The sequence below is a fragment of the Vicinamibacteria bacterium genome (assembly GCA_035620555.1).
Classification (GTDB): Bacteria; Acidobacteriota; Vicinamibacteria; order Marinacidobacterales; family SMYC01; genus DASPGQ01.
In genome coordinates this window covers 1-12,920 of sequence record DASPGQ010000661.1, presented here as the reverse complement: position 1 = coordinate 12,920, position 12,920 = coordinate 1, and the positions used below count along the sequence as shown (strand labels likewise).

General features: G+C 61.5%; 8 protein-coding genes. 5 read left to right on the top strand and 3 right to left on the bottom strand.

Annotation, left to right across the window (positions count from 1 at the left end):
• The 3 genes from VEK15_26905 to VEK15_26895 form a co-directional block, all read left to right on the top strand.
• On the top strand, positions 1-796 hold a 796-nt coding region (locus tag VEK15_26905; protein ID HXV64358.1), incomplete at its 5' end, for a malate synthase A.
• A 35-nt stretch (positions 797-831) separates the two neighbouring features.
• On the top strand, positions 832-2,124 hold the full coding sequence (gene aceA, locus VEK15_26900; GenBank protein HXV64357.1) for an isocitrate lyase: 1,293 nt from the start codon (positions 832-834) through the stop codon (positions 2,122-2,124).
• A 759-nt stretch (positions 2,125-2,883) separates the two neighbouring features.
• Positions 2,884-9,456 carry an Ig-like domain-containing protein gene (locus VEK15_26895; protein ID HXV64356.1) on the top strand — a complete coding sequence of 2,191 codons (6,573 nt, stop codon included), beginning with the start codon at positions 2,884-2,886 and terminating at the stop codon, positions 9,454-9,456.
• Positions 9,457-9,494: 38 nt separating this feature from the next.
• On the opposite strand, the gene VEK15_26890 is transcribed toward VEK15_26895, so the two are convergent.
• Entirely contained in the window at positions 9,495-9,722 is a 228-nt protein-coding gene (locus VEK15_26890; GenBank protein HXV64355.1) for a hypothetical protein, read from the bottom strand.
• Positions 9,707-10,063, bottom strand: coding sequence for a hypothetical protein (locus VEK15_26885; protein HXV64354.1), 357 nt, complete (start codon positions 10,061-10,063; stop codon positions 9,707-9,709). The genes VEK15_26890 and VEK15_26885 overlap by 16 nt, the downstream gene beginning before the upstream one ends.
• A gap of 876 nt (positions 10,064-10,939) precedes the next feature.
• On the opposite strand from VEK15_26885, the gene VEK15_26880 reads away from it, so the two are divergent.
• On the top strand, positions 10,940-11,221 hold the full coding sequence (locus VEK15_26880; protein ID HXV64353.1) for a type II toxin-antitoxin system Phd/YefM family antitoxin: 282 nt from the start codon (positions 10,940-10,942) through the stop codon (positions 11,219-11,221).
• Positions 11,211-11,579: a type II toxin-antitoxin system RelE/ParE family toxin gene (locus VEK15_26875; GenBank protein ID HXV64352.1), complete on the top strand. Its 369-nt coding sequence runs from the start codon at positions 11,211-11,213 to the stop codon at positions 11,577-11,579. The genes VEK15_26880 and VEK15_26875 overlap by 11 nt, the downstream gene beginning before the upstream one ends.
• Here the strand turns inward: VEK15_26875 and VEK15_26870 are convergent.
• The coding region (locus tag VEK15_26870) for an SUMF1/EgtB/PvdO family nonheme iron enzyme (protein HXV64351.1) at positions 11,576-12,920 on the bottom strand (1,345 nt) is incomplete at its 5' end. The two genes, VEK15_26875 and VEK15_26870, sit on opposite strands and share 4 nt — an antisense overlap.

Below are 12,920 nucleotides of genomic sequence, written 5' to 3'. Positions count from 1 at the left end.
GCACAGCGCGGGTCTCAATTGCGGCCGCTGGGACTACATCTTCAGCTTCATCAAGAAATTGAGGAACCGCCCCGAGTACCTGTTGCCCGATCGCGCACAAGTGACGATGACCCGTCACTTCCTCAAGTCCTACGTCGACCTCCTGATCAAAACCTGTCATCGACGCGGCGCCCATGCCATGGGCGGCATGGCGGCGCAGATCCCGATTCGTCACGACGCCGAGAAGAATCGTGAGGCGTTGGAGAGGGTCCGTGAGGACAAGCTTCGCGAGGCGAAAGCGGGTCATGACGGCACATGGATTGCGCACCCTGGTCTCGCGGCGACGGCCATCGAGCCCTTCGACAGGGTCATGACCGGACCGAATCAGCTCGGCGTTTCCCGCGACGACGTCCGCGTCGGCCCCGAAGACCTGCTCGCGGTGCCAGATGGCCAGATTACCGAAGAGGGCCTTCGGGGGAACATTCGGGTGGGCGTTCAGTACCTGGAAGCCTGGCTCGGCGGCAACGGTTGCGTTCCGCTCTACCATTTGATGGAAGACGCCGCCACGGCCGAGATATCTCGCGCCCAAATCTGGCAATGGATTCGCCACGGTGCGCGGTTGTCGAACGGAGGAGCGGTCACGAGCGAGCTCTTCGACAGGCTCCTCGAGGAGGAGCTCGAGGTGATCGCCGGGGAGGCCGGGCGGGACCGGTTCGCCTCCGGCCATTTCGAGTTAGCGGCTGGATTGTTCTCACGAATGACGAAGAACGAGGACTTCGACGACTTCCTGACGGTGCCCGCTTACGAATATATCTAAGCACATCGCGACACAATCGCTCCGGGGGATAAGAGATGACCAGACAACAACAGATCGCGCACCTCGAGGGAGACTGGAAAACCAATCCCAGGTGGAACGGAATCAAGCGTCCCTACACTGCGGAGGAAGTCGTTCGCCTGCGCGGAACCGTCAGGATCGAGCAGACGCTTGCCAGCCGTGGCGCTGGCAAGTTCTGGAAGCTTCTGCACGAAGAGGAAGTGGTTTGCGCTCTGGGCGCGATGACCGGCAATCAAGCGGTTCAGGCCGTTCAAGCTGGCTTGAGGGCCATCTACTGCTCGGGCTGGCAGGTCGCCGGCGACGGCAATACCTCGGGCGAGATGTATCCCGATCAGAGTCTCTACCCCGTTGATTCCGTTCCCAGGATGGTCGAGCGCATCAACAACGCCCTGCTTCGTACCGACGAGATCCACGCCCTCAATGGTGACGAGTCGATCGATTGGTTGGCGCCAATCGTCGCCGATGCCGAAGCAGGTTTCGGCGGAAATCTCAATGCGTTCGAATTGATGAAGCACATGGTGCGGGCGGGCGCCGCGGCGGTGCACTTCGAAGACCAGCTCTCTTCCGCGAAGAAGTGCGGTCACATGGGGGGAAAGGCACTGGTGCCGACGCTGGAAGCCATCAACAAGCTCGTGGCCGCTCGACTCGCGGCCGACGTGATGGGTGTTCCGACCGTCCTGCTCGCCCGTACCGACGCGAACGCCGCCAATCTGCTGACCTCCGATTTCGACGATCGCGATCGCAAATTCCTCACCGGTGACCGATCTCCCGAAGGGTTCTTCCACGTCGAGGCCGGCCTCGATCAGGCCATCGATCGCGGACTCTCCTACGCACCTTACGCCGATCTTCTGTGGTGCGAGACCGCCAGACCGAATCTCGACGAAGCACGGCGCTTCGCCGAGGCCATTCACCAGAAGTTTCCCGGGAAGCTACTCGCCTACAATTGCTCGCCCTCGTTCAACTGGCAGGCGAATCTGGATCAGCGAACCATGGGCCGGTTCCGGGAGGAGCTCGCCGCCATGGGGTATAAGTTTCAGTTCGTCACGCTCGCCGGGTGGCATTCCTTGAACCTGGGCATGTTCGAGCTGAGCAGGGAGTACAAGGAGAGAGGCATGCTGGCCTACTCCGAGCTTCAGCAACGCGAGCTGGCTCACGAGGCGAACGGATTCCGCGCGGCGAAGCACCAGGCGTTCGTCGGAACGGGCTATTTCGACGCCGTCCAGAGCACGATCATGGGCGGCGAAGCATCGTTGACCGCCATGCAAGGGAGCACCGAAGAAGATCAGTTCTCCCTTCGAGAGGTCGGCTAGCAGGCTGATGAAAACTCAGTCCAGCCTGCGTGAGCGGAGCGAGCCCGGCACGCTGGCCGCGCCGTAAGCAGCCCCGAGCCGTGGCGGCTCGATCGATTACGGGTCCCGCCACGGCTCGGACACTAGAAAGAAAGCCGACCGTCGAAAGAACAGCGCAAGCATCAAGAATCGACGGATCGGATCCACCCGGCGTCCGCTCGGTCCAGAACAACAGAGATGGCCAATAGGCGCGCCTGCGCGGCCTCATGTGGTCTGGGCGAAAGGCAGAGTGGCTACCGGGAGAGCTGGTGGCGCCACTCTTGGTGAGGTCCGCGCTGAGGTAACGATAATCGCGGCTCATCACGAGGACATCAACACCGCGTGAACTTTCGGTTACTCCCTTGCATCGATCCTTTTGCGTGGTGAGGGATCGAGCAGACAACTACACATACTGGTCCTCGACCCAGGTCTCGGCAGATATGGCACGGCTCATCGACTTCCCCGACAACGGCCGGGAGCACTACGACGACAAGGACTTTCCGCGTCGGGTTCGCGCCGTGCGCTCGTTTTGACGGCTGAGAACCGTTTCGCTCGATTCGCCCATCAGTTCCAACTTTACATTTCTCTTCCAAGAGTTTATAAACAGTCTGGGTTGCTGGGTTGGGAAGAAGCACCCCCCGCTTTTCGACAGGAACGGTCGAGGCCTCAGTAAGTCGCTGATTGAAAGTGCTGCGACCGCCCTGCTTTCCGGGCCGGTGTCTCGCATGAGAGCGGGGAGACATGTGCGATCAAGGCGTCGGAAATATCAGGGGACTGGTCTCGTTCTTCACAAGACTCGAGGCCCTCGCATTCCTGGTTGCGGTTTCAGCATTTGCGGCAATCGGCCTGGCTCAGGAACCCGGGCGCGAAATCTATCTGGTTCGCAGCGTCCCGGGAGACGAGCTGGAGCTAGGGAACGGCGCGGTAGTGGCCTTCTCGTCCCAGGAAGATTCGTTTCTCGTTCTCGACGCAGAGGACGACCCCTCCCTCGGTCGCTCGTTCTCGGGAGTGGGCCTGACAACCCGGTTTGGCACGTTGGGGGAGCGGATCGCCCTCGGCACGAGGATTGACGCTCCGCAGAATGTAACGTTCGATGACCGCAACAATCGTCTGATCACGATCGTTGATCGACGTCTGGCTTCTCTGCTCGGAGGAGCTAACAGGTTCGACCCCGACGAGCGTGTTGTGTATCTGAGCGAGCGCCTGGAGCTTCAGAGCCCTGGAGGACTCGCATCCGATCCGAGGACGGGGCGTCTCTACGTGCTGGATCGCTCGGGCCCGCGCATCGTCGTGCTGGAGCCGGTCGCCGGGGACCGTTTCGTCCCGATCTCGGTGGCGGATTTTGCCGGCGATAGCTTCCCCGAACTGAGTGGTCTGGCGTTCGAGCCGTCGAGCGGTCGTCTGTACTCGCTGAGCCGGAGTGGGGATCGGCTCTACGCGCTCACGGCGTCGGGTTTCGTCGCCGGAAGCTGGGACGCTTCTTCATTGGGTCTCGAGAGCGTGAAGGGTATGTTCTTTGCGCCGAGCGCGGATGCCACGGACGACCCTTCCATATGGAACCTCTACATCTCGAACGAAAGTCAGAGACTCTCTCGCGCTCGACGCCGAGAACCCACCGACCTCACCGTGGCGGCCGAGCCATCGACGACTACGGATTTGCTCGAGGTCTCGATGGTGGCACCGCCAGAGCCGATGCCGCTGATAACCTCGGTCGCGGGCCTGGTGCAGACGATCCACGCCTGGCAATGGAACCCACCGAGCCCCGATACCTCGGGAATCACCTGGGACAGCCATAGAGGTGTACTGGCCGCTAGCGATGGCGAAGTCAACGAGATGCCGATCTATGAGAACGCGAGCGTCTTCGAGCTCGGGACGACGGGCTCTCTTTCGGCTTTCTGGCCCACGCTCCCCTTTTCGGACGAGCCGACGGGAATCACGTTCAACCCCACGAACCTCCATCTGTTTTTTACCGATGATACGGGCACTCGGAGCGTCTACGAGCTGAATCCCGGCGCCGACGAGATGTACAAGACTTCGGACGATGTCGTCACCTCGTTCAGGACGGCCGACTACGGTAGCAGTGACCCGGAGGGCATTACCTATGCCGCCCCCGAAGGGGTTCTCTACGTGGTGGATGGTGTCAACCGCGAGGTCTACCGCGTCGATCCCGGACCCAACGGGCTCTTCGATGGAGTCACCTCCGACGATCAGGTCACGAGCTTCGATACGCAAAGTTTCGGACTCGACGACCCCGAGGGGATTGTTTACAACGCCGATACCGGCACCCTGTTTGGTGTGGGAAAGCCGTCGGATACGGTGTTCGAGTTTTCCACGTCGGGCGTGCTGCTTCAGACGATCAATATCTCGGCGGCGAGTCCCACCAAGCCAGCCGGGTTGACATTTGCCCCGGGAAGTATCGATTCCACATCGATGAGCCTCTACCTCGCCGCCCGGGGTGTGGACAACAATTCCGACCCGAACGAGAACGACGGAGAAATCTACGAGCTCTCGATTCCGGGGCTTCCCCCGTCCAACACGCCGCCTGTGGGCGTGGATGACACCGGCGATGTCGAAGAAGGCGGTACGCTCAACGTTGCCGCTCCCGGAGTGCTCGAGAACGACAGCGACCCGGACGGGGATGCTCTTACGGTGAACCCGACGCCGGTGAGTGGACCTGCGAACGGAGCGCTGACGCTGAATGTAGACGGCTCCTACGAGTACGTGCATGACGGGAGCGAGACGACGGTCGATAGCTTCGTCTATGAGGTGATCGACGAGAACGACGCTACGGCCATGGCGACGGTGAGCATCACGGTCGCGCCGGTGAACGATCCGCCGGTAGCAGTCGGTGACTCGGGCACGATAGGCCAGGGCGGAGAGCTGAGCGTCGCGGCTCCGGGACTGTTGCTGAACGACAGCGATGCGGAAGGCGATGCGCTGACGGTGAACACCATTCCCATGACACCTCCGGTGAACGGCTTCCTAACGTTGAATGCAGACGGCTCGTGGGTCTACGCGCATGATGGCAGCGCGACGACGAGCGATAGCTTCGTTTACGAGGTGAGCGATGGAAACGGTGGCACCGACACCGCGACGGTAAACATCACGGTCACGGCTCCGAACGACCCCCCGGTCGCCGTCGATGACGCGTTCACGGTGGACGAAGGAGCCGCACTCAACGACAGCGTACTCACGAACGATTTCGATCCGGAGAGCGGTCCGCTGACGGTGACAACACCTCCGCTCGTTACAGCCATGCATGGCACATTGTCCTTGTCCACCAATGGGACTTTCAGCTACGTGCACGACGGGAGTGAGACGACAGCGGATAGCTTCGTTTATGAAGTGATCGACGAGCTCGGCGCCGCGGACACGGCGACGGTGACCATCACCATCACGCCGGTGAACGATCCGCCCGTGGGGGTCGGAGACGGGTACGCAACATTGGAAGGAAACGTGCTGAACGTGCCCGTGCCGGGTGTGTTGGCGAATGACACCGATGCCGACGGTGGCCCGTTGACCGCGGTGCTGGATGCCGGGTCCAGCGCAGGCTCTCTCACGCTGAACCCCGACGGCTCGTTCACCTACGCTCCTGCCCCGGGCTTCAGCGGCTTGGATAGCTTCACCTATCGTGCCAACGATGGTGCGGCGAGCTCCGACGTCACCACGGTTGCCATCATCGTGGAAGCGAGCACTTCCACGATCGAAATCTTCGTGGCGACGGAATCGGATGATGCCGAGGAAAGTGCTCAGGGCGTCATGGACATGAACAGCTCCGATCTGGAGCTCGTTCTCGAGGGCGGCGGCAATCAGCTCGTGGGCATGCGATTCAACGGTGTGGGAGTACCGCAAGGCTCTTCGATTCAGAGTGCTTACGTTCAGTTTCAGGTTGACGAGGTGACCACGGGTGCGACTTCACTCACCGTCCAGGGAGAAGACGTCGATAATGCCTCGACGTTCTCCTCGTCCACCGGAAATATCAGCTCGAGGCCGCGAACGGCGGCGGCGGTGCCCTGGTCTCCCGCTCCCTGGCCAACCGTGGGCGAAGCGGGACCCGATCAGCAAACCCCCGACATCGCGTCGGTGATTCAAGAGATCGTGGACCGATCGGGGTGGGCGAGCGGAAACTCTGTGGTGGTTATCGTCACGGGGACGGGGAAGCGAACGGCTGAGTCTTTTCGGGGAAGCCTCGCACCGATGCTGCATGTGGAATTCAGCGCGAGCTCGACCAACCAGGTTCCGGCGGTAACGATCACGTCCCCCGCCGATGGCTCGAGCTTCGACGAGAGAGCCAGCATCAGCTTCTCGGCTACGGCCGGCGACGTCGAGGACGGCGATCTTTCGGCGAACCTGAGCTGGAGCTCGGACCTCGACGGCGCCATCGGCTCGGGGACAGACTTTTCCAACGGTCTTTCGGTCGGGACACATACGGTCACTGCTTCGGTGACCGACAGCGGAGGTCTGACCGGCACGGACCAGATCATGGTGACCGTCAATGCCAACAACGCTGCGCCGATGGCCAGCGACGATGCTTACGCGACCGATGAAGACACTTCATTCCAAGTATCGGCATCCGGTGTGTTGAGTAACGACTCGGATGGCGACTCCGATCCCTTGACCGCGAGTCTGGCAACCGATGTGAGCAATGGCAGCCTGACGCTCAGCTCAGACGGTTCGTTCACTTACACCCCGAACCCCGATTTCAACGGCGCGGACAGTTTCACCTATTCCGCCAACGACGGCATCGAGGACTCGAATGTGGCGACGGTGACGTTCACGGTCAATCCGGTCAACGATGCTCCCATCGCCGTTGACGATTCCTACATCACGGATGAGAGCACGACGCTGAACGTGTCGGTCGCGGGCGTGCTGGACAACGATAATGACGTGGACGGTGACTCCCTAACGGCCACTCTGGTGAGCGACGTGAGCAACGGCACGCTCAGCTTGGGTGGAGACGGCTCGTTCAGCTACACGCCGAATCCGGGCTTCAACGGAACGGACAGCTTCACTTACGTCGCCAATGACGGCGCCACGGATTCGAACGTGGCAACGGTCACCATCACGGTCAACCCTGTCAACAATGCGCCGGTTGCGAACGACGATGCCTATGCGACCGATGAGGACACGCCACTGGCGGTGGTGGCGCAAGGCGTGCTGAACAACGACAGCGATGGGGACGGGCACTCGCTGACGGCGGTTTTGGACGTGGGTCCGGCCAACGGCAGCCTGAACCTCGCTGCGGACGGATCGTTCACCTACACCCCGAACCTCGATTTCAACGGGACGGACAGTTTCACCTACTCCGCTAACGACGGCATCGCGGACTCCAACGTGGCGACGGTGACGATCACCGTCAGCCCGGTCAATGATGCCCCGGTCGCCGTTGACGATGCTTACATCACGGATGAGAGCACGAGCCTGAACCTGTCGGCCCCAGGGGTGCTTGGTAATGACAGCGATGTCGATAGTGGCACCTTGACCGCCGTTCTGGTAAGCGATGTGAGCAGTGGGACGCTCAATTTGGCTGCCGATGGGTCCTTCACCTACACGCCGGATGTTGGTTTCGTCGGCGCCGACAGTTTCACTTACCAAGCCAACGACGGTTCGGCCGGCTCGATCGACGTCGCCACGGTCACCATTACGGTGACCACGAACAGTACCCTCTTCGAGGTTCGGGTGTCGGCGAGCTCGGATGATGCAGAAGAAGGATCCACCGGCGGCATGAGGTTGACGAGCTCCGATCTCGAGCTCGTCTTCGACGGCGGCGATCAAACCGTGGGCATGCGGTTCAACGGCCTGGAGATCCCTCCGGGTGCGCAGATAGCCAAGGCTTACGTTCAATTCCAGGTCGACCAGACGAATACGGAGCCCACGTCGGTTACCATTCAGGGCGAAGCCGCCGATCATGCCGCGACGTTTGGCTCGACGAACGGGGAGCTCAGTTCGAGACCGCGAACGGCAGCGGCGGTGCCGTGGTCTCCTCCCGCGTGGACCACGGTCGGTGCTGCGGGCCCCGATCAGCAGACGCCGAATATCGCCACGGTGATTCAGGAGATCGTCAACCGGCCGGGTTGGACGACAGGGAACTCGGCGGTCATCATCATTACCGGCACAGGCGAGCGAACCGCCGAATCCTTCGACGGGTTGCCGGGTGCCGCGCCGCTCCTCCACATCGAGTACGGCGGAGGTTCGATCAACGTGCCTCCGACGGTTACCATCGGCTCACCGCCCGACGGATCCAGCTTCGATACCGGCACCGTCATCAACTTTATCGGCTCCGCCTCTGATAACGAGGACGGGAACCTATCAGACAGCCTCACGTGGCATTCCAATCTGGAGACCGATCCCATCGGTACCGGTAGCTCGTTCTCGACGAGCAATTTGTCGGCAGGACAGCACAGCATTACGGCAGAAGTTGCCGACGGCGGGGGGCTGACAGGCTCGGATCAGATCACCATCACCATCACGGTTCCTGGCAACACGACGCCGGTTGCTGCGAACGACTCTTTCTCCGTGTCGGAGGGAGTAACGTTGATCGAGCCCGCTCCGGGTGTTCTCGCAAACGACAGCGATGCCAATGGCGATCCGCTAACGGCTGTTTTGGACGCTTCGACCACTCACGGGAATCTTACGCTCAACCCAAACGGCTCGTTCACCTACACTCCCGAGCCAGGCTTCAGCGGAGCGGATAGCTTTACCTACCACGCCCATGATGGCCTTGCGAGCTCCAACGTGGCCACGGTGGATATCACCGTAGCCGCCACCAGCGCCACGCTAGAGATTCGGGTGTCGGCGAGCTCGGATGATGCCGAAGAAAGATCCACCGGAGGCATGAGGTTGACCAGCTCCGATCTCGAGCTGGTCTTCGATGGCGGCGATCAAACGGTGGGCATGCGGTTCAACGGCCTGGATCTCCCCCCGGGTGCGCAGATCGTCAATGCCTTCGTCCAGTTCCAGGTCGACCAGACGAACACGGAGCCCACGTCGCTTACCATTCAGGGCGAAGCGGTCGATCATGCCTCCACGTTCGTCTCGACGAACGGGAACCTTAGCTCGAGGCCGCGAACGACCGCCGCGGTGCCGTGGTCTCCTCCCGCGTGGACCACGGCAGGAGCCGCGGGACCCGATCAGCAGACACCGGATATCGCGTCGGTGATTCAGGAGATCGTCAACCGGCCGGGTTGGGCCGCGGGAAACTCGGCGGTCATCATCATTACCGGCACAGGCGAGCGAACCGCCGAATCCTTCGACGGGGTGGCAACCGCTGCCCCTCTGTTGCACGTGCAATACGACACAACTTCCAGCAACTGATCTTCAGTGCCGCTGTAGTGTCTTCCCGACGATCGCGTTCACGTCTGACAGGTAGTGCGACCGTCTATCGCCTCGTCGCTGACCTGGACGAGCAACGGAATGCCGCGTGCGGTTGTCAGTTTTCGGTGAGCTCGAGCTCCATCATCCCACTCGTCCGCTTCGAGCTCGGTGAGGGTGAATCGGGCCGGACCGGCAACCAAGTCCAGAATCTTCGCGTCGCCTCGCTCGGCCACAAACACGTGCGCCGGCTTCAGGTCCCGGTGCACGATCCCCGCTCCGTCGGCCGCCCTCCATCGGGAGACCAGTGCGGATAGAACTCCTGAGCGCTGTCGTTTGTGAGCTGACGCACGGTTCCTCCATCGGCTTCGACAACGAAGATGTCTCGGTTGTCCGTCCGCATCGCATGAAACGCAATCTCGGTCGCGTCGGGAGACCACGTTGGATAGAAATCCATCGGCCCTCCGGTGACCTGCACCGACTCGCCACTCCCGATGCGCAGCTTGTATCGGGATACGTTGCCACCTATGTTCAAATCGTAAACGAGCCACTTCTCGCCGGGCGAGACTCCCGCCGCCTCGATGACCTGGTTTCCGGTCGTGACCGGCATCGCTTGCCTCACCGAGACTGGACCTTTTTCTGGAACCGGCAGCGACCACACGTTCTGTCGAAGGCGAGCGGTCGGATAAGCGAGAGTTCGCCCGCCCGCGGACGAGGAGATCGTGAACACGTCGAGCCCCGTAGTGAGTCGCTCGGGCTCGCCGGAGGGTCGTCCCGAGCCGCTGATGGAGACGCGGGAGACGTCTCGCCCCCTTCCCGCGGTCAGAGACGTAGAGAAGATTCCTTCGGTCAGGAAGCCAAATGGGACTGACGTTCTGTTGCGACTGGTCGGTGACGGGAATCGTTTCGCCGGTCGCGACGTCGACTACTACGATGGAAGATGGAGCGACGTTGAGAATCTTGTAACCCGGGTTGCCCGAGGTGAACGCGATTCGCTTTCCGTCCGGGGACCAGCTGATGGACCAAGGCTCATTTGCGCACGTCGACGAGCTTTCTCGCATCGCTCCCGTCGTCGGGGCCGACGTAGATCGCTTCCCACGCGGCGTAAGCGACTCGTCGGCCGTCAGAGGACCAGGCAAGCTCTAGGGTCTCTTCGGGTATCGGGTGTCGACGGGCAGCGTCCCCCAAGCGCTGGGACGATGTAGATTTCCCATCCATGGGACGAGAGCCGGCGAAACGAGAGTTGCATACCGTCAGGAGGCCAGCGCGGCCAGCGGTGCCTTCCGTCGAGGTCTACCGTCAGCGGCACGGATCGACCCCCCGCAACTTGCCTCACGAAGATCTTCGTGTCAAACAAAGGTCCGGCCGCGTAGGCCACGAGCTTTCCGTCCGGTGAGATGCTGGCATCGAGTTCGGGAAACGATCTCGCCGATCATGTTACGTTCTGATTGACATTATTTTGTACCTTATTTATGATAGAAAGGTAATGGGCTTGACCTCGAAAGACATCGTTCCTCTCAGCCGTGCTCGGGCACGGCTGACCGAGCTGGTCGAGGAAGTGCGTTCCGAGGGGCGCGAGAAGATCATCACCAAGAACGGAGAAAGCTGCGCCGCTCTGATCGACCCCGACCGGCTCGACCACTACCATCGACTCGAACGGGAGCACATCCACCTCACGCTTCTCGATGAGGCCCTCCGGGGTCTCGACGACCTGGAGCGGGGAAGAACGCTGAGCCTCGCGCAGCTCAAGTCGAAGCATGGCCGCTAAGCGGCCGCGCTTGACCGGGAACTTCTCCGCGAATCTCGATGACATCGAGGCCTTTCTCGGAGACGAAGGAGCTTCGTCATTCGCCAGGCTCCTCGAGAAGCTCGTAAACGACGCCGTCCCGCAGCTGTGCCGCTTCCCTCTTTCCGGCCGTTCCTTTCTCGAGCGCTCTATTCTTTCTACGCAGGCCCAGGCTCTGGCCGAGAGACTGAAGGACCGATTGCGCGAAGGCGACGACATCCGCGAGCTCATCGTGGACGACTACCTCGTGCTGTATCTCGTTCGCGGCAAGGACATCGTGTTCCTGTCCGTCAAACACCACCGCCAGCTCTCGTACGATCTCAAAGCGTTCTGGCGCTAGTTCCTCCGGACCGGGCCCAGGTACTTGTCGAGCCAGTCGAGGGTTTCTCGAATTTCCTCCTTGGGAGGCAAGCCAGCGTGCCCGACTTCGTAGATCACGTGTTTCTTGTCGTCGGGCGCCGTGCCGAGCAAATGGAATAGCGGGAGCTGCGAAGACTCGACCGGGAATAAGTACTCGTAACGGCCGTTCAACATGAGGACCGGAACGTTCACCCGTGGCGCGAAGTGGATCCCGTCCATCTCCGGGAGCTGGTACCGGATCCATAAGCCTCCCGACGACAGGATCGCTGCCTGGAGCCGGGTCTCGACTGCCAGCAAGACCGGCGCGATTCCTCCGCCCATGCTGAAACCTAGATACGCGAACTTCGCGCTGTCGATGTCCGTCCGGGTCTCGAGGTAGTCGAGGGTACGTCCCATATCTTTCGACCACTGGATCACATGGTCGCGCCAGACACCCGGCGGCTTGCCGCCGCCCACGAGGCCGTCGCGTCGCTCGTACGTGCCTTTGTAGATCGGCCACATCACGGCTCGCCCGCTCTTCAGCAAGAAGTCCATGCCCTCGTCTTCGATGAGCGTCGGAACGAGCCTCTCCTGAAACAGGCCGTAAACGCCTGGAAAGTATACGACCGTCTGGAAGGGCGGCGCCGCGTTCCTCGGAAGAAGCAAATGAGCGATTACCCGCTCGTTTCCGTAGGCGGCGTCGAAGCTCACTTTCTCCCGCGTCCAGTTCGCCGTCGTCTCGGTTTCCTCCACGCGCGCGTTCAGCTCGGTCTTGTCGTACGCGTACAGACCGCGGTAGGCCTCGAAGACCTCGTCGGATATCGGCTCTTCTTTCCAGAAGTCGCGGAAAGTGGCCTCGACTCTTGCAGCCGCGGCGGCGTGAGTGGGGGAGCCGAGTTTTACGCACCGAAATCCGAAGTTCGGCCGGCGATCCCAGGGGGACTGAGCGTCGACCTGAAGGAACATGTAGGCGGGCTCGCCGAATCCGCCGCCCATGATGAACCGCTTTCCATCCGACCCTTCGTTCCAGCACCACTCCTTCACGTTTCCCGCCATATCCGTCGTGCCGAAGCCGCTCAGGGTGCCCGTCCCTCCGACCGGTTGAGTCATTTCGCCACGGAAGTGGCTTTCGGAAGCGATGACCCCCGGGAACCATCGGACTTCCGAAGCCCAGGTCCAGTGATACGCAGTGGGAAGGCTCTTGCCGGCGAACTCGGCGTAGGCCGCCGCTTCGTACCAGCTCACTCCGGCGACGGGATGTTCTTCTCTACCCTCCGGGTAGCTTCCCACTTCCCAGGTCGCCGGCCCGGGCCGTCCCGTCGCATCCACGAAGAGAGCCATC

What these genes read in the sequence shown, in the direction of transcription:
- aceA (HXV64357.1), top strand. Translation starts at nt 832, where the DNA reads ATGACCAGACAACAACAGATCGCGCACCTCGAGGGAGACTGGAAAACC.
- VEK15_26895 (HXV64356.1), top strand. Translation starts at nt 2,884, where the DNA reads ATGTGCGATCAAGGCGTCGGAAATATCAGGGGACTGGTCTCGTTCTTC.
- VEK15_26885 (HXV64354.1), bottom strand. Translation starts at nt 10,063, where the DNA reads ATGCCGGTCACGACCGGAAACCAGGTCATCGAGGCGGCGGGAGTCTCG.
- VEK15_26880 (HXV64353.1), top strand. Translation starts at nt 10,940, where the DNA reads ATGGGCTTGACCTCGAAAGACATCGTTCCTCTCAGCCGTGCTCGGGCA.
- VEK15_26875 (HXV64352.1), top strand. Translation starts at nt 11,211, where the DNA reads ATGGCCGCTAAGCGGCCGCGCTTGACCGGGAACTTCTCCGCGAATCTC.